At 70.0% G+C, this 20,558-nt stretch carries 15 protein-coding genes; 4 read left to right on the top strand and 11 right to left on the bottom strand.

Annotated elements, in window-relative coordinates:
* Positions 1 to 6 precede the first annotated feature (6 nt).
* The 7 genes from WMF20_RS36045 to WMF20_RS36015 all read right to left on the bottom strand — a co-directional run bounded on the left by WMF20_RS36045 (position 7) and on the right by WMF20_RS36015 (position 10,369).
* Positions 7 to 657: a hypothetical protein gene (locus WMF20_RS36045; protein WP_437606328.1), complete on the bottom strand. Its 651-nt coding sequence runs from the start codon at positions 655 to 657 to the stop codon at positions 7 to 9.
* Between the two features lie 126 nt (positions 658 to 783).
* Positions 784 to 4,269 (bottom strand): serine/threonine-protein kinase, encoded by a 3,486-nt coding sequence (locus tag WMF20_RS36040; RefSeq protein ID WP_437606327.1) that lies wholly within the window; start codon positions 4,267 to 4,269, stop codon positions 784 to 786.
* Between the two features lie 324 nt (positions 4,270 to 4,593).
* A complete protein-coding gene (locus WMF20_RS36035; RefSeq protein ID WP_437606326.1) occupies positions 4,594 to 6,432 on the bottom strand; it encodes a sigma 54-interacting transcriptional regulator in 1,839 nt (612 codons plus the stop codon).
* 695 nt (positions 6,433 to 7,127) lie between these two features.
* Positions 7,128 to 7,352: a hypothetical protein gene (locus WMF20_RS36030; RefSeq protein ID WP_129578529.1), complete on the bottom strand. Its 225-nt coding sequence runs from the start codon at positions 7,350 to 7,352 to the stop codon at positions 7,128 to 7,130.
* Positions 7,349 to 8,050: a sigma-70 family RNA polymerase sigma factor gene (locus WMF20_RS36025; protein WP_437606325.1), complete on the bottom strand. Its 702-nt coding sequence runs from the start codon at positions 8,048 to 8,050 to the stop codon at positions 7,349 to 7,351. Before WMF20_RS36025 ends, WMF20_RS36030 begins: the two co-directional genes overlap by 4 nt.
* A 225-nt stretch (positions 8,051 to 8,275) precedes the next feature.
* Complete coding sequence (locus WMF20_RS36020; RefSeq protein WP_437606324.1) at positions 8,276 to 9,178, bottom strand: helix-turn-helix transcriptional regulator; 903 nt, start codon at positions 9,176 to 9,178, stop codon at positions 8,276 to 8,278.
* 117 nt (positions 9,179 to 9,295) lie between these two features.
* On the bottom strand, positions 9,296 to 10,369 hold the full coding sequence (locus tag WMF20_RS36015; RefSeq protein WP_437606323.1) for an RNA polymerase sigma factor: 1,074 nt from the start codon (positions 10,367 to 10,369) through the stop codon (positions 9,296 to 9,298).
* 434 nt (positions 10,370 to 10,803) lie between these two features.
* Between WMF20_RS36015 and WMF20_RS36010 the strand changes: the two genes are divergently transcribed.
* From WMF20_RS36010 to WMF20_RS36000, 3 genes are all read left to right on the top strand, one after another.
* Complete coding sequence (locus WMF20_RS36010; RefSeq protein WP_437606322.1) at positions 10,804 to 11,718, top strand: hypothetical protein; 915 nt, start codon at positions 10,804 to 10,806, stop codon at positions 11,716 to 11,718.
* A 218-nt stretch (positions 11,719 to 11,936) separates the two neighbouring features.
* Positions 11,937 to 13,361, top strand: a complete 1,425-nt coding sequence (locus WMF20_RS36005) for a hypothetical protein (RefSeq protein WP_437606321.1) — start codon at positions 11,937 to 11,939, stop codon at positions 13,359 to 13,361.
* A 37-nt stretch (positions 13,362 to 13,398) separates the two neighbouring features.
* A complete protein-coding gene (locus WMF20_RS36000; protein ID WP_437606320.1) occupies positions 13,399 to 14,946 on the top strand; it encodes a hypothetical protein in 1,548 nt (515 codons plus the stop codon).
* A 106-nt stretch (positions 14,947 to 15,052) separates the two neighbouring features.
* Here WMF20_RS36000 and WMF20_RS35995 read toward each other — a convergent pair whose 3' ends face one another.
* From WMF20_RS35995 to WMF20_RS35980, 4 genes are read right to left on the bottom strand one after another with little or no spacing between them, the layout of a single operon-like run.
* Positions 15,053 to 15,751 (bottom strand): SMI1/KNR4 family protein, encoded by a 699-nt coding sequence (locus tag WMF20_RS35995; protein ID WP_437606319.1) that lies wholly within the window; start codon positions 15,749 to 15,751, stop codon positions 15,053 to 15,055.
* A 28-nt stretch (positions 15,752 to 15,779) separates the two neighbouring features.
* Positions 15,780 to 17,099 carry a PAAR domain-containing protein gene (locus WMF20_RS35990; protein ID WP_437606318.1) on the bottom strand — a complete coding sequence of 440 codons (1,320 nt, stop codon included), beginning with the start codon at positions 17,097 to 17,099 and terminating at the stop codon, positions 15,780 to 15,782.
* Between the two features lie 45 nt (positions 17,100 to 17,144).
* Complete coding sequence (locus tag WMF20_RS35985) at positions 17,145 to 18,746, bottom strand: PGRS family protein (protein ID WP_437606316.1); 1,602 nt, start codon at positions 18,744 to 18,746, stop codon at positions 17,145 to 17,147.
* Positions 18,747 to 18,795: 49 nt separating this feature from the next.
* Positions 18,796 to 19,869: a hypothetical protein gene (locus WMF20_RS35980; RefSeq protein WP_437606315.1), complete on the bottom strand. Its 1,074-nt coding sequence runs from the start codon at positions 19,867 to 19,869 to the stop codon at positions 18,796 to 18,798.
* Here WMF20_RS35980 and WMF20_RS35975 point away from each other — a divergent pair.
* Entirely contained in the window at positions 19,853 to 20,317 is a 465-nt protein-coding gene (locus WMF20_RS35975; protein ID WP_129578521.1) for a hypothetical protein, read from the top strand. The two genes, WMF20_RS35980 and WMF20_RS35975, sit on opposite strands and share 17 nt — an antisense overlap.
* Positions 20,318 to 20,558: the final 241 nt, after the last annotated feature.

Genomic DNA, 20,558 nt, shown 5'->3' with positions numbered 1-20,558 from the left:
CTTCGCTCAGCGCTTGAAGCGCGACAGGTTGAGGACGTAGCAGTTGATCCCGACGGGGACGGCTGTAGGCTGCGCGAAGTCCGGGGGCAACCGCTCGTCCGTGGGATCGGGGCTCATGGAGAGGAAGTTCTTACGGTGCAGGCTTTCGAGCAGGAGCAAGACTTCCTTGGTCGTCTCGACGAACCCGGGTCTCAGGGAGGGATTCAGGACGAAGCGTCCCCACGACTGGCAGTGGACGACGTAGTAGTCGCCTTCGCGGGTTTCGAAGGTTTCGCCGTTCTCTGCGCGGATCGTGCCGTTCTTGGCGCAGATGACCAGATCGTAATCGGCGAGCCCCCGCGCGCTGCCGACCTTCGCGCGCGTCCCCTGGACGACGAGATCGTCGCATGCCATCTCAGGAAGGTTCTTGATGTTCCTCTCGTAAATGACATAGACACCGACCTCGCCCTGGAGGAACTGCACGAATGCTCCAGGCTTGCCGGTCTCTTTGAGGGAGGCGATCTTGTCGCGGATCTCGGGCGGGATATCGCGCTCGGCCCACCGGTTCTCTGCGCTCGCCCACGCGCCGGACTCCAGTTGGTAAACGGGGGTCGACTCGCGATTGATGGTGAAGACAATGCCTCTTCGATCGTTGATGCACGGGATCTCGTTGGACATGGCTCGGCTCCGTTCTCGTTTCGTTATTGCAATTTCACACGCAGCGCGCGCGGACCGGGCGCGGACGGGGGCCGCGCGGCGGGCCTCGGCGCGCCGTCAAGAAGACCGGTTGAGTCGAGGGTCAGCTCACGCGTAGCCGCCGTGGCGGGCGTCGTGGAGCGCCAGCGCGAGCGGTCGGCGAGCGCGGGACTCGCAGCCTGCTGCGAAAGCGCGAGCTGCCGTCGTGAGCAGCTTGGTGAGCTGCCTCGGCAAGCGCTGCTGCCGCGAGTCGAGCACCGCATGTACCTGCGCGATGGCGCCCTCCAGGCGACCATGCGCGAATTCCACCGAGCACAGCGGCAACCTGGCCAACCACTGGAAGGGGTAGACCAGGGGGAGCGGCTCCCAGCAGGCGAGCGCTTCCTGGCCTGCCTCCTCGGCCCGCGCGAGGTCGCCGCGCTGGAGCGCGCACCACGCGAGGTTGCCCAGGGCGGCTCCGGCGTACTCGTGCACGTTCTCAGCCCTGGCCAGCCTCAAGGCTCGCTTGGCCAGGTCCTCGGCACCTTCGACGAAGCTCCGCTTGCGCTGGATAACCGTGAGATAAGTCAGGCAGCGCGTCATGACCTCGAGGTCGCCGCTCCGCTCCGCGATCGGGAGCGCGTCACGCATCTCCGCTTCGGCTTCGTCGGGGTCGCCGTACAGCATGCGGATGATCGCGAGGCTGCAGCGAGCGGCGAGTGCCCAGTGGCCTTCGGGCGGAGCGCCCGCAGCCTGGTACGCCGCGACGCACTCGTCGGCGTATCGCAGCGTCTCGGCGGAAGCGACGAACCGATCTCGCTGGATGCCCCGCTGCGTCAGAGCGTGTAGGTAGTGGGCGCGGTGCAGTGGTGTCCCCCTCTGCTCCAGCACGGGGCGTACGGTCTCGACGAGGGTGTCCAGCCGGACGAGATCGGCGAGCCAGTAATGCACGGAGATGCGATCCAGGTGGATCTGGATCCACTCGTTCCACCACGCCTGAGCCTCGCCCGAGGCTCGCTCGGTCGGCTCACCAAGGGCGGTCTCCGCCTGCTCGTAGCACTCGAGCGCCCTGGCGTGCTGGTGGTGCATCTCCCAGGTCTTGCCGACCTTGCGGTGGAGCCGAGCGTGGTCGATGCGGGAAATCGTCGCGCCGAGCGCCGCGCCGTAGGCATCGCGGGCCTCGGCCTGACGCCCGACGAGCCCGAGCACGTCGCCCAGCCCCTCGCGGAGCTCGGCAAGCGCTGCGGGCGCGGCGCTAGCGGTCAAGAGGGCGTCGATGGCCAGACGGTAGAAGCGGACGGCGTCGCGGTTCGCATAGACCTCGGCGGCGCGCTGCGCGGCCCGCGCGAAGTGCGCGCCGGCCTTGCCGTGGAGGCCTGCTCCCGCGAAGTGGTGCGCGAGCACCGGCGGCTCAGCGCCGCGCGCCTCGAGCGCCTCGCCGGCGCGCCGGTGCAGCGCGGCCCGCGCTCTCGGGTCGAGCCGGCTGTAGACTTTCTCGCGGAGCTTGTCGTGCACGAAGCGCAGCCGTCCCGTCTCCGTCTCCTCGAGGATTCGTCGCGCCCGGAGCTCCGCAACTGCCTCGGTGGCCGCGTCTTGCCCGCGCGGGTCCGCGAAGAGGAGCTCGTCGTCGAGCTCCTGCCCCAGTACTGCCGCCCACGCCGCGAGCTCACGCGCCTTCGCGTCGAGCAGGTCGAGCCGCCGTCCGAGCAGCTCGTCCAGCGTGCCCGGGATCTGGAGGGACCCGAGCGCCGCGGCACCGCGCCCCTTGAAAGAGAAGCTGCCACCCTGGTCCCGCTGGAGTTCCCCTGCGTCGAGGGCCGCGCGCAGGTACTCGGCGACGAAGAAGGGGTTGCCGTTCGCGTTGCGGATGAGCGCGTCGAGCACGGTCCGGGGCGGCATGCTCGGCGAGAGCATGCCCACGACCATGTCCTCGATGTCGCGAGCGGCCAGCTTGTCGAGCCGGATCGAGGTGGCCCCCGCGACGTGCGCGATATCCTCGAGCTCCGGGCGCGTCTCCTCCATCCGGTAGGTGCCGATGATCAGCACGCCACCGCGCTCGTCGGGCTCGGCTCGAGCAAACGCATCGAGCAGGGCCAGGGTGAGATCATCGGCCCATTGCAGGTCATCCAGGAGGAGGCAGAGCGGCCTCGCCGCGGCAAGCGCCCGAAGCGTCTCCCGCAACGCGGCGACGACGCGCTTCCGCGCCTGCGATGGCGGCAGGGGCGCCGGCTCCGACGTGCTCCCGAGCGCTCGCAGCTCTGGCACATAGGCCGCGAGCACCTCGCGACGCCCGCTGAAGAGCCGGTCTGCTTCGGCCTCGGATGCGCGCGCTCCATCGATCGCGGCCAAGAGCGTCGTACGCAGCGGTTGTAGCGGGGCGGCCATCGCCGCCGTCGCACCCGCCTCGCCGGCCCCAGGCGCAACGCACACGCCAGAGAACACCCGGAGCGGCAGCCCCCTCGCCGTGACGGCGCGGCTCACCTCCCGCACGAGCCGCGTCTTACCTGAGCCGCTCTCCCCGCAGACAAGCGCGATGCCGCCTCGCCGCTCAGAGGCGGCGCGCTGGACCATCACCTGCAGCTTGCAAACGGCATCGGTGCGGCCTGCGAGCACGGGCCGGTACAGGTACACGCGAGGCGGCGGGCTCTCGTCGCGCTCGGCCGCCGCGCCCAGTGCGACGAGCCTCGTGGCGACGTCGGCGGCGTACTGCACCCGATGCTGTGGATTCTTCGCCAGGAGCGCGAGGATGAGGTCGTCGAGCGCGGCGGGGAGGCCCGTGACAAGAGCCGAGGGGCGCTGAGGCGGGGCGGAGCGGTGCTGCTCGCAAAGGGACGAGGTGTCGCCAAGGAAGGGAGGTCGTCCCGTCACGCACTCGTAGAGGATGCAGCCGAGCGCGTAGAGATCGGCGCGCGCGTCGACCGGTTCCCCGTGTAGCTGCTCCGGGGCCGTGTAGGTCAACGTGCCGGCGAGCGGATCCACGTCGAGCACCTCGCGGCCGGCGCCGCCGAAGTGAACGGCGATTCCCAGGTCGACGAGGACAGGGCGTCCGTCGTCTTGGAGGACGATGTTCGCAGGCTTGAGATCGCGGTGCACCAGGCCCTCGCCATGCAGGTAGGCGAGCGGCGCGCAAAGGCGGCGGATCAGCGTGAGCATCGGGCCGAGCGGGCGCGCGTCTGCGCTCGCCGCCGGCGCGTCGGTGCGCAGGCGGGCGCTGGCCGGAACCGACCCCGGGGCTTGCACGGGAATGGTGATGGCCGCCCCCAGGCCGGCGTCCTTCGAAAAGGTAGCCGCGATGTAATCCCGGAGCGTGCCGCCCCGGAGGAGCGGCATCGCGACCCAGGGCACCCCGCCGGTGACATCCTCGTCGAGAAAGCGCACGATGCCAGGGTGGTTCAACCGGCGGAGCACCCGCGTCTCACGGCGTATCGCGGCGAGGTGGTCGGCGTCGTTCACGCCGCGCACCGTCTTGATGGCCACTTCCTCGCCTGTCAGGGCGTGTGCGGCGCGGAAGACGACGCCCATGCCGCCTCCGCCGAGGCGTTCGATGATCCGGTACGGGCCGAGCTGGCGAGGCTCGTCCGGTGCGTCGCTGGCTGTCCCCTGCTCGTCGATCATCCGAGAGCAGCAGGCTACCGCAGCTTCGACGCCGGCCTGGCGTCCTATCATCCTGGGAGACCGAGCGGCAGACGCGAGCCCCTGGAGGCGTTCCCCCTCAGGTCTCCTCTGCGGCATCGTCGTGCTGCCTTCGCTCTTCGCGCTCACGTCGCGGACACCCAGCACGTTGCGTGCCGAGCCAGGCGCGTCGCGGATCCCCGCAGAAACTCCGCATCATTGCTCATCGCCTGCGCGGCTCGCTGGCCAAGGTTCGCCACCGGCGGGCCAAGGTTCGCCACCGGCGGGCCAAGGTTCGCCACCCGCCACCTGGTCGCCAACCATGGTCTATCGCGTCGGGAGCTTGATGCCGAAAACCTTGATCTTATGCCTCAGCGTACCGCGCGGGATTCCGAGTTGCTCCGCCGCTTTCGTCACATTTCCCCCGGTCTCTTGGAGCGCAGCCTTGATGAGCTGTGCTTCCGTGCGATCCCGCTCTGATCGGAGCTTGCGGCCGGTCGCTTGTTTCTCGGCGAGATCCGGCGGCGGAACTGCCAGAGGGGCACCTTCGGCTCCCGCCGGTAGGGCCTTCGCGAGCAGACTCGGCGGCAGATCCTCCAGTTGGATTTGATCTCCCTCGGCCAACACAACGGCGTGATCGATGGCGTTGCGGAGATCGCGTACGTTCCCCGGCCAGCTGTACGCACGGAGCAGCGCCATCGCCTCCGGGGCGATGCCACGCACGCTGCGGCCGTTCTCATGGTTCGCGCGTCTCAGGAAGCGCTCCACAAACGCCTCGATCTCATCAGAGCGCTCGCGCAGAGGACGCATCTCCAGCTCGATCGTGTTCAGCCGAAAGTATAGATCCCTGCGAAACTGGCCGCCCTCGACCATCGCCTCAAGGTCGCGGTGCGTGGCCGAGATGACCCGCACGTCGATTTTCGTCTCTTGAGTCGCGCCGACCCGGCAGATGCTGCGCGTTTCGAGCGTCCGTAGCAGCGTCTTCTGCACTTCCGGGTCTAGCTCGCCGACCTCGTCGAGGAACAAGGTCCCTTCGTGAGCTGCCTCGAAATAACCCGGCTTTGGCTGATCGGCACCGGTAAAGGCCCCCTTCTCGTGACCGAAGAGCTCCCTCTCGACGATGTTGCTAGGGATAGCGCCGCAGTTTACTGCGATGAAGGGCTTGCCTGCGCGCGGACCGCGCTCATGGAGAAAGCGCGCGAGCACCTCTTTGCCCACACCGGTCTCGCCCTTGATATGTACGGGAACGCGCGCCGAGGCCACGCGCTGAGCCTTACTGAACAGCTCTCGCTGAGAGGCGCCGATGATCGGGGCGTCGAAGAGGTCGACGTCCCCCTCCGACCTTCGGCCGGTCGACGCATCAACGACGGCATGCTCCAGGGTCGCGCGGCCCGCCGCCTCGCGCGCTCGGTCGACGAGCTTCTGTGCCGAGCTTCCGGTTTTCTTGTACACGGCTAAACCGACGCGGCGAACTCCGCCTTGGCCGCCGGCGCCATAGGCGACCGCGTTCGCCACCCGAGCGGCGTCCTCCGCGCTCGCCTCGGGTAGCAGGATTAGCGCCGTATCCGGCCTGCACAGATGCACGCGATCGACAGCTCGCAGACTCGCCGAGAGCTGCATGGCCCACGACCCGGATCTGGCGCGTGCTATCTCCGCTTCGCTGGGGCGGACTGCGAGGATTGCGAAATTTCGGTTCAGGCACTGCGCACGAGCGAGCTCCGCCTCCAGTTCTCGATGGAAGGCCGCCTCGCCCAGCAGAACCGGCGTTGCGACGGGACCGAGAGCGACGACGTGAGCGCTAACGTTTCCCAGCATGGCCTCGCCGCCCGGCGTGAGCATGGCAGGCCCGTCAATCCGTTCGCGGTTCACCCAGGTGCCGTTGGTGGAGTCGAGGTCCTCGACGAGGACGTAGCCGTCGAAGAACGTGAACCGTGCATGCGGCTGAGAAATGACGGGATCGGGGATGCACAGATCCGCGGGCGCGCGCCGGCCGACGACCATTCCCGGCTGGCCAGGGTCGAGCCGCATCGCTTCGATACCGCCGCGATGAAAGAACAAGACGGAGACGCCGCGCGGCCGTGGTCGTGCGGGCGGCCCATCCCCACCGCCCGGGAGCTTCTCGGTGCTCGTGTCGTTCCGTCCGTCGTCGTGCCGCTGGTCGTCCATGGCTGTTCCCCTCGCGAAGATTAGAGGCGCAACCCGCCCGACGTCGATGCTCAAGATGCCCGCCGGGCTCCCCGCCGCGCTCGCCTCCGGCGGTGATGCTCTGCCCACCCTGTGCTCCGCTGCAACAGGAATCCTCCGCGCTGCTTCGACATGCAACCCGCGAACGGCACTCCCGCTCGGACCCGGCGGAGTGGAGGAGGCCGCAGGCTCACACGGCGGGCGACCTGCACGGATTTGCCGAGCCCGCCGGCGTCATGGCGCGACGCGTCGGTCCGCTCCTCGAGCAGATCGCTTCCCGGCAGCACCACGGCGCTGTGCGGTCCGGGACCCGGCACGTTTCCTCGATCGGAGGGCCCCGGGCGAGGAAGAAGGCGAGGGCGCCGGCGACGCTGTCGCCGGCCCCGTGGCCGGTCGCCGAGGACCCTCTCGGGCCGGCCACGCATCTACCAGCGCGAGCCTCTGAGGCACATGACGCGTTCGGGGCGCGGTCCGGTCGGCACCAGGACGCCTCTGCAGCCGTTTCGGCGGCCCTGCTGCCAAAACGGCGGCCGACGCGGCGGCCTCTCCGAGGAACTCCGCGGGCTCCTCGCGGCCGGCCAGCTCGCCGCCACACGCGCCGCCCACGCCCGCCTCGGCGCCGCCCAGGCGCTGCTCTAGCTCCCGCCACCGCCCCGCTACGGCGCCGAGGATGGCCGTCACCAGCTCGCGCCCGTCATCGGCGGCTTCGCGTCGCTACCGCCCGCCTCGGTGCCGCCCTGGCGCCGCTCCCATCCTCGGCGGCGGGAGCTCGCCACGGAGCACCTTGCCACGGCCGCGAGCGCCATCGCGGCGGCGTCAAGCTCCGCGGCGGCCGCGGGGGGCGCCCGCCGATACTCCGCCACCTGCTGGTCCGCCCGATCGATCCACGAAAGATCGCTCATCTCCGCTTCTCCTCGTCGTCTAGCGTGCGATCGAGCTCCTCAAGGCGCTCGAGCTCCGCGCGGAGCGCAGCACGAGCGCGATCACGCATCTTGTAAGCCGTCGACAGCGGGATTCCCATCGACTCTGCAATCTCTCTCATGGGTCTTTCGTCCAAGTCCCGGGCCACCAGGATCCCCGCCGCTTCGGGGTCGGCGCGAAGGAGCGTCTCCAGTAGACGGAGCCAGCTCTGCTCCGCGATCAGCTCCGCCTCGGCGTTCCGCCGAGGGTCAGGCGTCTCAAGATCGAGCGGCTCGTCCATCAGGATCTCGACAGACCGGAAGTGCTGTCTAAAGTACCTAGACACGCTGCGCGCGACAATGCGGTATAGCCAGCGGGAGAAGAGCTTCCGGCGCCTCTCTGATGCTGCTGCGCTGCTTTCTTGTCCTGGTCGGTTGAAGTCAGGATCGAATCGGGGCCAGGCAGCGGTCGCCGTCTCCAGCGCGCGCTGCATAACGTCGGCTTGGTCGTTCCGTGGCACGCCCATGCCTGCGATCCACGCCGCCACGACGGCGAGTCCCCGCTCGCCCGCCGTGCTCCGGAGCGCGTCGAGCTGAGCGGGCAGCATAGCTGGATCGCCGGACGTGGACATTCGGGAAATCGCCAGAATCACCGCCGTGAACGCGAGCAACAGTGTTGCCGAGCCGTATCCGGCGATCATGGCATCGCTCTTTCTGATCCTTGGGTCGCGTGAGCAGATGGATTACCGTAGCTCCGTGTCGTCAGAGGGCGCGCCGGCGGCCGGCGTGCGGTCGTTCCGTGTGGGTTCGATCCAAATTCGGACCGTCGCCTCCGGATCTCGCCGCTGGCCCCTAGTCGCGAGGCGCTCCACCCAGGGCCGGCTTGATAGCGGCGCCGAGTTCAGGTGCCCCGAGCGAGACTCGCGCTATGCATGTTCATGGCTGCCTACGCCTGGCAGCGTCGTGTTCAACGCAGAGCGCTCGATGTCCTCCCAATCGGCTCCTCGCGCAGGGCTAGATCCAGCCTCGTCGTGCTGTACCGGAAAGCTCGTCAGTTCGGCCGCGCGACACGCAAACTCAGCGCCCGACATTGTACGAACGGGGAGCGGCGACCGAAGCCGCGGCTGAGGAGGCGGCGGGAGCTGGACCCGTGGGCTCTTGGCAGCCAGATCAGGACAAGGCAGCACGGGCGGGGGAACATCAGTCGCGCGAGGAGGAATCGCGGTCGGACTCGTCGACGTCGGGCTTGACGTTGAGGACGCCGCCGCGCGCGCCGAGCTCTCGCGCCTGGTGATCGGCTCACCGAGCGGGATCATCACCGTATCCTCCGCGTCCGCCCGGTAGTCATCGTGCAGACGCCACAGACGTTCCCAGTACCGCGCAGGCGTGCCTGTGAAGACCTCCAGCTGCCGCGCGAGGCCGGGCGTCATCGGGTGGTCGCTGTTCAGCAGCCGCTCGAGTTCCCGTCGTTGTAGCCCGGTGCTCTCGGCCAGCTTGTGCTGCCACGAGGGTATCGTCGCGCAGAACGATTCGAGAACTCTGCCTGGCCATGGGACTGGGCGCGCGCGAACTTCTGTCATCGCCGCGATCAGGGCGTCCACATGGCAGTCGAGCAGGCGCCGGTGATGCTCCAGCTCCCGCCCTGCCTTCTCCTTCGCTTCGATGAGGGCCAGCTCCTCGTCCTCGTGCGCCTGCTCGCGTGCCTCACGGAGCCCGCGCTCGCGGCCGAGCGCTTCGCGCGCGGTCACCGCGAACCCGATCGCAACACAGGCCATCATCGCGAGAACGATCGGCGAGATGAGCCACATCGCACCCAGCACTTCCTCCACGTGTTCCTCCTCCTGGACGTGCGCCTTCTTGCCCGACGCGAGACGGATCTCGGCCTTCTGCTGTCGACGACAGCATCGGAGCTACCGCCTGTTAACCGTCAGTGAACAGCCGACGATTCAGCGAATCTGCCTGAGTAGCGCTTCGCGCTCCGCAGCGAACGGCCCGCGCGGAAATTCCCGCGCGTGGGCCTCGAGCAGCCGGCGCGCCTCGAGGTAACCGAGGGCGGTATGGGCCTCGATCGCCCTCCGGGCCTGGTTGACCAGGCTCCTCTCCCGCTCGCTGACGGGGGAGCGCACGGCGCTCCCCCGCAACGCGGCATGACGAACTGCCATCACCGGGGAAGCGGGCGTGCTATTCACTGCGACTCCAGCGCCCGCGTTGCCGACTCTCGCCGACCACGAGACCGCGTGCGCGGCGATGGCGGCGCGGACTGGTACGGTGGACGCCGTAGCGTCCTCTGCGGCGGGCGCGGCCTCAGGCGCGTTGACCGCCGTCCGTCGCAGCCACGGTGCCAGGCCAGACACAGGCGCCACGCCGGAGACGAGAGCGCCCGCCAGAACGACGAACCCACCCTGGATGAGGAGTCTCAGCCCCAGATGGCGCAGGGGGGCCACCCACGACGCGCGATCGCGAAACCCGAAGGCGAGCGGTGCCACCACGCAGGCGTCGTCGTCCCAGCCGTGGGAATGCTGCTGCGCATCCCACCGTCGCTTCTGCGCGTCCAGCTCCTCGCGCGCGCGCCGGTGCTGGGTCTTCACCGTCTGGACGCTGAGCCCGAGCTGGGCCGCGATCTCGACCAGCGGCGTCTCCTCCAGCTCGTGTCTGATGAGGATGTCCTGGTACTTGGGGTCAACCTGAGTGATCAGGCGCCGCATGAGCTCTGCCCGCTGCCGCAGGCGGAGCAGGTCTTCCGGCGTGGGATCCTCCCCTCTGAGCTCGCGCTCGTCGAAGGACGTCAGAACCTCGCCGCGGCGGCCCGCGTCGCGCACATGGTTGCGCGCCTGGTTGAGGGCAATCGTGACGCGGTACGGCGCCGAGTCCCCGCCCGGCTCGATCCGCTGAGCCGCTTCCAAGCCGCGCAGCAGCGCCTCCTGAGCGACGTCCTCTGCGTCTCGCTCCGGGACACCGCGACGGATCGCCAGGCGTCGGAAGAGGTCGAAGCCGACGGACGTGAGCGCGCGCTTGGCCACGGCGGGTAGCACACCTGAGCCGCCCTGAAGGGTTCAGGAAAATGAACGGACGGCCAACTTTGGTCGGACAATGTGTGTCATTGTGGTAGAGTTGTGCGCCCCTCCTCCAGTTCCGTCGTGGTGAAACGAACCAGCGCGTTCCGGGATTGCTCTGTTCTTTCTCGTCCATGGGGCATTTGACGGAAATCCCTGAGGGTTGACGCCGCGAGGCTGGCGTCAGTACCGTCGCCCGTATGCGGTGCGCTCCACATTCACTGTCGATCTGTTTGATGCTGGGCGCTGCCACCGGCCTTGTGAGCCCGGCCAGCGCTCAGAGCATCGCTGGGACGCCGCGACGGAGCGACGGTTCGACAGTGAAAGACCTTGTACGCTCTGGGCAAAGGGCTCGTGCAGCGGGAAGGTGGACCGAGGCATATGATGCCTACAGGGCAGCCTTGGAAGCAGCAGAGCCAGCGTCGACCACAGAGCGAGAGCGTGCGGAGATCACCGGGGAGCTCGGGCTCTGCGCGCTTGTGTTGCGCAAGTACCGCGAGGCAGCCGAGCGCCTGGCCTGGAGCCTTGAGGAGCGCGAGGCGCTTCCTGTGGCCCTCCAACTGCGTTTCGAGGAAGGACTGCGGAAGGCAACGACGCACGTTGCGACGCTGCTGCTCGCGGTCGAGCCGCCGGACGCCGAGGTGCTCGTCGATGGCAAGCCCGTAGGCAGGACCGCGCGGACCCACAAGCTGTTCTTCGAGTCCGGGCAACACATGGTGCGGGCCCGCGCGCCGGGACGCGAGGACTCTCTCCAGGTGTTCACAGCCATGCCGGGAAAGGAGCACGAGATGCTGATGCAGCTGCCGCGCTCCTCAGGTAGCAGTACCAAGGAGGTGGCTGCGGCAGCACCGAAGGAGGCCCCCAAGGCGCTGAGCTCTACGCTGGCTGTTCCGACGCAGGCCCCCAGCCCGTGGGCTTCGTGGCCGGGGGCGCTGCGTATCGCGGGGATCGCCGTCACGACGGCTACCGTGTCGGTGGGCAGCCTCCTCATGATCCGGGCCAGCAGGCTTGACGGCGATCTGAGCGAGCGGCGTGACGGGCTCAACAGCGATCCGAGGACGAACTCGTCCATGTGCTGGCAGGCGCCGCAACGCTCGGCGTGTGCTGAGCTGCTCCGGCTGCGGGACGAGCGCAATCTGTCCGGAGTCGCAGGCACGGCCCTGGTCATCATGGGGGGCGTTATCGGGGCGGCAACCGCCGCGTCCTTCTTCACGGATTTCTCCTTCCTGGGACGCACGCCGGCTCGGGAACGGATCCACGTCTCGCCCGTGGCGACAGGGCAAGGGGGCGGCGTGAGGATCGAGGGGCTGTGGTGACGGCACCGGGAGCCGCAGAGACGCATTCGCAGGAGGGCCGAAACGCGAGGACGTCGGTCTTGGCTCTCGCGCTCTGCGCGTGGAGCGCCAGCACACTGGCGGCGTGCACGTACGCCGATGTTTGCTGGGAGGTGTATGCATGCGCCCCCGATCCGGAACCGCCGCCCGGACCGTGCGAGGGGCAGCCCCAGAGCGCGCCGGCGCTCGACCAGTGCGGGGTGTTCGTCAGTGAGCAGGGCAAAGACAACAACCCCGGCACGAAGGGCGCGCCGGTCAAGACCTTGCAACACGCCGTCAGGCTCGCCGCGAGCGGGCGAGGCAACGGCGAGGCGCCGACCCGGCGCGTGTACGCTTGCGGCGGGGCGTTCGAGGAGGCGATCACGTTGCCCGCGGGCGTCGACCTCTGGGGCGCCCGTCTTTGCGACGGCGGCGATTGGTCGTATGGCGGGTCGTTTGCAGGGCCCGATGAGTTGACCACCATCGCGCCGCCGGCAGGAATCCCGCTGCGCGTCCTCGCGGCAGAGGAGGACGCCACGTCCATGATCTTCGGCGTGCGTGTCGTGGCGGCCCATGCCGCCGCGAGGGATGGGAAGTCGTCGATCGCGGTGATCTTGAGCTCCGGTGCCAGGGCCATCGTGCGATCGAGCGAGGTCCACGCTGCCAACGGCAAGGACGGGGAAGCGGGAGAAGACGCGCCCGCGGACCGCGCGCAGGACGGCGCTCTGGGCAACGACGGCGCGGACGCCTGCACGGCGGATGTCGTGATGGGGGCTTCACCGGCCGTCACCGTTTGTGGCGATGGCACCGAGTCGACGGGCGGATATGGGGGTGATGGCAGGATGGACGTGGGCGGCGATGGCACTGCAGGACAGCCAGCGCCCGCGGAGAATCCGGAAGGCAAAGGCCTTGGAGGGGCCGGCGCGGCGAGTGAGAGATGCAAGCCGGGTGAAGACGGAGCAAAGGGCGACGACGGCGGTCGTGCTGCCGGCGCGGCTGGCGTGGGGTACCTCGATGTCGACGGCTGGATCGGCGTTCGGGGCGATAACGGAAAGAAGGGTGGCATCGGCCAGGGCGGGGGCGGCGGCGGCGGCAGCAAATCGCGCGGTCCCATGGTGGCTTGTCGCGCAGGTCAACCGCAGGGCGGCGCGGCCGGCGGCTCCGGAGGCGGCGGCGGCTGCGGTGGCCTGGGAGGCAAGGGCGGCGGCTACGGCGGCGGGAGCATCGGGATCGTTGCCCTGCAGGGGAGCGTCCTGACCGTCGAGGACAGCGAGGTCGTCGCGGGCGATGGGGGCCGCGGTGGCGTCGGCGGAACGGGCCAACTGGGCGGCGCCGGGGAACATGGCGGGTTGTTCGGCAAGGGCTTGGGTGGAACCGAGATGTGGGACGCGTGCGGCGGTGGATACGGTGGCGAAGGCGGCCGTGGCGGCGATGCCGGTGGCGGCCTCGGTGGCCACTCGCTCGGGATTGCGTCGGTAGCCGCCACCGTGACCCTTGCCCTGGATGCGATCGTTACCCACGGCAGCGGCGGCGAGGGTGGGCTCGCAGGCAACGCAGCCTCGGGGGACGGCAGGGGCCAGGGAGCTTCAGGACGTGCCGATTTTTGGTATCGATTCGATGCCCCCGCCCCGGAACCGCCGCAATGAACCGCCCTGTTCCGGCGACCCACGACAGGAGACGCCCATGAGAAAGACGATCGCTGCAGCCCTCTCCCTCATGTTGTCGCCGTGGGCGATCGGCTGCGGGACTGCCCCCGGTCCAGGCGATGCTGGCGGACCGCCCTGCGATGGCGCCTCGTGCCAGGGCGATGAGCCGCCGGAAGCGGTCTGCCTGGAGCATATCGCCTCCGACATTCTCGACGACGGTTGCGGCGTGTTCGTCGCCGGGTTCTACGGGGGCGGCGACGACATGAACCCCGGAACGAAGGCGAATCCCGTGTTTACCGTTCAGCACGCCATCGACTTGGCGCGCACCCGACGAGGGCGCGTGTTCCTCTGTAACGGTAATTTTAGCGAAAACGTGCGGTTGCCTTCCGGCGTCGATCTCCTGGGAGGCTTCAACTGTCGGCACTGGGGCCGCGATGACATCAGGAAGGTATCCACGCTGGACAGCGCAAGCACGCACTACGCCGGTCCGCTGGTGTTCGTCGAGCCGGCGCGCCCGAGCGATACGGGGGCCGCGGACGGCGTATCGACGATCGCCGACATGTTCCTGGACGGGAATGGGCCGATCTCGATGCTCATCGAGTCGAGCACGGCGGTAGAGATCATCCGGAGCGAGATTCTCGCCGACTACGGACCGAGTGGCCCTGATGGCGAGGAGTGGCCCTGGCCGAACCGAGCTGCGACCGGTCCCGACGGGCTGTACGGCGGGGACGCGTGCTCCGCCGCCAACGTCGCCGGGGGTGCGGCGGTGGTGAACCCCTGCGACGGCGGCGCTCCAAGCACCGGCGGCAAGGGCGGGGATGGGCTGCCCGACGCCGCCGAGGATGGCGACACCGGCGCCCCGGTCCCGACGCCGAACCCCACGAACTCAGGGCGTGGCGGTCATGCAGACCGGGAAAACGTCGGTTGCCACAGCGGGTCTCCCGGGAGCTCTGGCGCCCTGGGCACGGTGGGGGCGGGCGGCGAGGGCATCGGGCGCATCAGCGAGACGGGGTGGGAGGGAGACACGGCAGGCGAGGGCGGCAGGGGCATGCCCGGTCAAGGTGGCGGCGGAGGCGGCGGCCGTCGCGGCGGGCTCGCCGTGTGCGGCGTGGCCTCGAAGGGCGGCGCCGGCGGCGGCTCCGGAGGCGCCGGCGGCTGCGGCGGACGAGGCGGCCGAGGGGGCGCGAACGGGCACCCGAGCATCGGGATCATCGCGCTCCACGCGAAGCTCACCGTGCGCGACAGCGTGATCACAGCGCGCGACGGGGGACCGGGTGGCGACGGGGGCCCGCCTGAGCGAGGTGGACCAGGCGGTCGAGGAGCGCCAGGGGGCGCCGTCGGGGACGGCACCTGGTCGTGTGGCGGGGGTGAGGGCGGCTTCGGCGGCGAGGGGGGGTTCGGTGGCCCGGGGCGCGGCGGCGACTCGATCGGCATCGCCTACCTCGACGAGGACCAGCTCACGCTGGAGGGGGTCACCTTCGAGATCGGACTGCCGGGCAAGGGCGGCATCAGCTGGAACCATGACGGCAGTACGACGTCGGGAGCAGACGGTATGGCCGTCGAGACACTTCGCTTCCCTGAATAGGAGCAGCGCGCATCAGGCGATGCATTGTAGTGATCTGAATTTGCGGTGAGCGGAACACGGCGATGGCGTTGTGCTCGTGACTGGCGCTGGACGTCGAAGCCCGACGTTACGCGCTTCTCTGGAGTACAACACCCGATGCTTCAGCGATGCTCTGGGCGATCGTAGGCAGGGCTTCGACGCGTTCGGCCGCGATACGAACCCATAAGCCCTGGCCTTCCAGCTGATTCAGCACGAGAACGGTACCAGACCTCTCCCCGCAAAACGTAATCTTGTCGGAGAACCATTCCGGTGCGAATCCGAGTCGAATCGCTGCCGCACGCGCCGAGTTGAACACAGGTGCGCGATCCGAGGTGGCGTAGAACGCAGAGTGGGCAAGCTGGTTGGGGCGATATTGCATATATATTTGCTGATGGAGCAGCTTCTCAAATGATTCGGACCAAAGGCGAAGCTTCTCTCCGTCTGCGCCGTCAAAAACGTGCCCCTGGGCCTCGTGTTCGAGGTACAGCTGCTGCACGGCAACGCCGCCCACGCCAATCACAACACAATCGCTAGGGACTTCATCTTCGCCTGTGGCAACGTTCTCCTCGTAGAAAGCGATGACCTCAGCAATGTCGGTGCATATCTCCGTGCTGCTGAGTGCACCGCCATCGCCGTGGCCCATGAGCGAGAGGTACTCCTTGTAGTCCTGAGGTAACACGTGCCCGGCTAGATCCTGGAGACGCTCGATTTCTTCCGTTCCGGCGCCGCGAATGCGCGATGGGAATGTGGGATCGAAGGTGCTCGCGTAGGTGACCAATTTGTCCAAGATGCCAATCTCCGGGTGAGCTCACTGCTTACTGTTCCGCTTGGTTGTCCTGCAGATCTGAGAGGACGAGCGGCGGCATGATTCCTTCGGGTGGCGGAGGGGAGGGTGCTGGCCCATTCACGATGAGGTCTTCGTTGTGCGCACAGCTGTAGCATGGGTTCATGTCGAGGCTACCAGGCTCTACCGGGTATCGGTTATTGGCAGGATCGCCCCACCACCGCACGGTCATCCCTTCGGGATTTCGCTGTAATGCCGGACTCAGCTTTGGCTCGGCGCACTCAGCCCCGCCAGGGAACCACCGTCCGTCAGGGTACCTGGCAGGCTGGAGGGGCACGTCGGCAGGGCCTGCATACTGATAATCGGGCGGCAGATTGGGCCTAATTCGGGAGTAGATTTTCTGTGTCTGGGCTTCCGTTCCCGATACAGCCACAGTCACGTTGCCGTCTCGATCCACCACTACGCCAACTGCCTTGCGCTTGCCTACGCCCGCCTGCTCCATGGCGCTGAACACCCTGTCCATCGCCGCATCGCTCCTCTCCGACGGCCCCGGATAGCCACGCCGAGGCGGCGCTGGCTGTTGGCTCAGGCGCGAGCCTAGCAGGCCGCCGATCATGCCGCCGGCGACGCTCCCGATGGTCCCGCCGATCACCTCGCCGATGCGCGCGCCGAGCTCGCCGCCGTAGTGCCGGCCGACCTCACCACCGGCCCAGCCGAGCCCCGCGCCGCCTGCAACCGAGCCGCCGAACCCTGCGAGCGCAGCGCCCAAGCCGACCGCGGCGGCGGCGCCACCGGTGGCGACGATCGCGCCACCCCACATCACGACGGTGAGCGTTGTCTTCACCCACGGCGGCACTTCGTCCGCCACCGCCATGCCCGGCGCCAGGGCCGTGTCGCCGCCGATGATCACCGTCGCGATCCCCTCGCGCAGGATCGCGCCGCACTCGATCTTCTCGGTGCTGCGCGCCAGCGGCTTGCCGTTGACGAACGTCGTCGCGCTGCCCTGCGCGACGCGCACCACGCCGTGGTCGGCGCACGTGACGATGTCGAGCCCGGCTCGCACAGCGCTGCGGCGCTCACTGCCGAAGAACGTATCGGGCGAGCCCGTGGCCACCGTCCCCTTGACGTCGCCAGGAATGAGCTCGCCGATGTACGCGCCCGCGAGCCCACCGCCCGCGCCCGCCGCCGCAATGCCCGCCCCGATGAACACCGCGGCCACGCCGCCGGTGCCGACGACGGCCACGACCGTCGCAGCCAGCGCCACGCCTGCTACGGCGCCGGTCAACAGACCTGACCACGCGCTGCTATGTGCGATCGAATCGCCGAGCCGAGCCGCTTCGAGCGCCGTCATCGCGAGCCTCGCCGTCAGCTCCGCTCAGCCTTCGGCCGCGCGCGCTCAGCGTTTCTCGCCCCGCTCGAACGCCATGGCGTCGGCCTTGACCCCCGGCGCGCCGCTGTGCTCCGCGTCCGCGCCGACACCGCCCGCGCCGGCCTTGCCCACCGCGAACGTTACGCCGTCTGTCGACGGCGCCGCGCCCACGTGCGCGATGCCGAGCGCGTGCCCGCCCAGCCCGCCGCCTCCGGTGCCGCCACGCCCGCCGGTGCCGCCCGGGCCTCCGGCGCAGCCTGGCCGTAGCCCCGCGGCGTCCTCCGGCACGCCGCCACCAGGACCACCCGCGCCTGCCGCGCCGCCGTCCTGACCAGGACCGCCAGCGCCGCCGTCTCCGCCGCTTCCCGTGGCGATCGTCACGTCCTGGAACAGGAGCGTCGCATCGAGGCTCACCAGCGCGATGCTCGACCCGCCCGCGCCGCCGCCCCTTCCGCCCGCGCCGCCGCAGCCGCCCGCACCGCCGGATCCACCGCTGGCTCCGCCTGCCGCGCCGGCCATGCACTGGCCCGTGGCGATGCCGCCCTTGGCGCCGCCACCACCGCCGCCGCCCTGCGCGGTCGTCCCGGGCGCGCCGTCGCTGCCCGCGACACCCGTGTAGCCGCCTGCTGCGATCTCACCAGCGCCACGCGCGCCGGCGCCGGGCGCGCCGTCGATGCCGTTATCACCCGCGGTGCCAGGCATGCATGCCGCGGCGACCTCGCCGGCGCCTCCGTTCATCGCGCTGCCCGGACTACCAGGGCTTCCTGCTCCGCCGCTGCTCTGGAATCCCACGCCCCCGCTACCGCCGAACGAATCGTCGCTCGGATCATCCGGCGCTCCGCACGCATTCACCGGAGCATTCGCCGGCACGACGATCTCGGCCGAGCACGCCGCGTTCCCCGCGCGCCCGTCGCCCCCTCGCTGCGCCGGCTCCGCGTGCGCCGCGCCGTCTTCCCCTGGCGCCGCGTCGCCTGCCTCCAGCGCGCAGCGCACCAGCTCCACCGCCACCCCCTCCGCCACGGCGGCGATCGACGACAGCCCGCGCTTCTCCGGATCGCTCGCGTCGATGCTCCGCGCGACGATCGCCGCATCCTCGATCCGCGCCACACCCTCGCCGCCGCGCATCACCAGCGGGATCACGCCCTCGATCGCCGTCAGCGTCGTCCTCGCGCTGTCGCTCCCTCCTCCGCTCGCTCCCGCGTAGGCCCAGCCGCCCGCGCAGTCGAGCCCGCCGTAGAGCGTCACCCCCGCCGGCATCTCCACCGCCGCCTCGACCTCGAACGTCTCGGCGCACGCATACACCCGTCCCGTCCCGTTCTCTCGTGCCCGAGCGATCGCCGCCCCCAGTGTCCTGAGCGGCGCCGCCTTCGTCCCCTCCGCGCCGTCGTCGCCGGCCGCCGCCACGAACACGCCGCACGCATCGTCGACCGGCGCTCCGCTCTCGCTCGGCACGCACCTCGACGGCATGCCGCCGCCCTCGGTCGCACCCGACGCCTCCGGCGGACAGGTCTGCGACCGCTCGCACGGCGAGCTGCATCCCCCCGCCAGGCTGCTCCCTACCACCGCCATCCCGAGCGCCGCGCTCGCCACCGCGACCTGCCAGCCCCTTGCCCTCGGCCTGCCTCGCATCGGCTTTCTCACCGCCTCCAACGCTTCACCCTGCCGCCGTTCCGACATGTCAGAAGCGCCCCGCCACGCCGACCCCTCCGCCTCCGGGCGCAAACCACGGCGCCGCCGTCACCTGCGCCTTGCCCTGGCTGTCTCCCGCGGACCTCGACCACAGCACGTACCCCGCGGTCGCAGCGATCGCCGCGCCCCCCACCACGTACCCGACCACCGCCGCGCTCGTGAACGCATCCAGCTCGTCCACCGCGTCGCCAAGCCTCGCGCACGCCGCGCTCCGGCTCTGGTAACAAGCCGACCGGTTGCCGTCTCCAACGCGCAGCGGCCCGTCGATCTCCGTTCCCTTCGCGTTCGCCGCGAGCGTGAACCCCACGCCCACGCCGAGGCCCACCACCCCGAGCGCTCCGCCGATCACCATCGGCACCACCGGCAGCCGCGCACCGCCCGCCGGCCGCTCTGGCGCCGCGCTCGCCGGCGGCTCCGGCGCTGCGCTGTCCTGTGGCTCCGCGCGCGGTGGCGTCATCGACGCGCCCAGGTTCCCGTCCGCGAGCTCCACCTCGACCGCCGCCGCGCCGCCCTTGTCAACGCGCACCTGGCGCGCCCCGAACCGGTTGCCTCGCCGCGCCGACACCGTGTGCATCCCGGGCTCCACGAACACCGGAGCCGGCAGCGGCGCGACCCCCACCACCTCGCCATCGACCAGGATCTCGGCGCCGTTCTCCAGGGTCGCGATCGATAGCTCGCCCACCTGCGCGCGCGCCGCCGCGTACAGCGCCTCGGCCGCCTTCATCTCGGCCGGCGGCGGCGGCGGTTGCTCCTTCGGCGCCTCGCGCAGGTAGTAGGCGAGGTGCTTGGCCGCTTCGCGGAAGCGCCCGAGCTTCATCTCGGCCTCGGCGAGGTTGCCCGCGATCTGCAGGCGCTTCTGCAGCGCCCACGCCGCGAGGTACGCCACGCGCGCCCGCTCGTAGTCGCCGCGCGCGTAGTGCGCGTTCCCCTCCTTGTGCAGCTCGCGCACCTTCTCGGTCATCGCCTCGTCCTGCGCGCCTCCCGGCGCCGCCAGCGCGATCGCCGGCGCAGCCGTGGCGAGCGCGCTTGCGATCGCGATCGGTGCGATGGTCTTTCGAAGCATCGTTCAGTACCTCGGCGGTCCCGCGAAGGGCCCCGGCATCGATGTCGCTGGCGCTGCCGCGGTCGTCTGTGGCGGCGGCATCCTCTGCCCTGGATCGCCGGGTGCCGCAACGGCGTTCGCACCACGCGCCGGCGTGCGGCGCGCGGCCGCTGGCGTAGCGCCGCCGCTCGGCGAGGGCGCAGCGGACGGCAGCGCAGACAGCGCCGGCGCCGCGGTCGCGCGCGTCGCGGCGCTGCTCTCGGCTGGCGCGCCGGAAGCTCCTGCCATGGGAGACGGCGCCGACGCGCTCGACGTTAGAAGCGGCGCAGCGGATGCCGGCGCGCTCGGCGGTAGAAGCGGCGCAGCGGATGCCGGCGCGCTCGACGGCAGGAGCGGCGCCCCCGGCGTCGACGTGGCGCTGGCCCCGACGGCGCCGGACGGCGCGTCGCGCGGCACGAACAGCCAGTAGATGAGCAGCGCGGGCGCGCTCACCGCGACGGCGGCGCCGGCGATCCACCCGAGGAGCCGCCATCGACTGGGCCGACTGGGCGCCTTCCGGCGCATTTCCGGGCCTGCCTCGCGGCGCGTGAGCGCCGCGCGCGCGGCGGGACCGAGCCGATCCGCAGCGTTCGGCGCCGCATTCACGCGCGAAAGCGCCCGCCGCATGTTCTCGTCCGAGGCGGCCCGATCCGCAACGCGGCGGAACGTCT

The sequence above is a fragment of the Sorangium sp. So ce834 genome (genome assembly GCF_051521425.1).
Taxonomy (GTDB): Bacteria; Myxococcota_A; Polyangia; order Polyangiales; family Polyangiaceae; genus Sorangium; species Sorangium cellulosum_D.
This window is presented reverse-complemented; position numbering and strand designations above follow the sequence as displayed.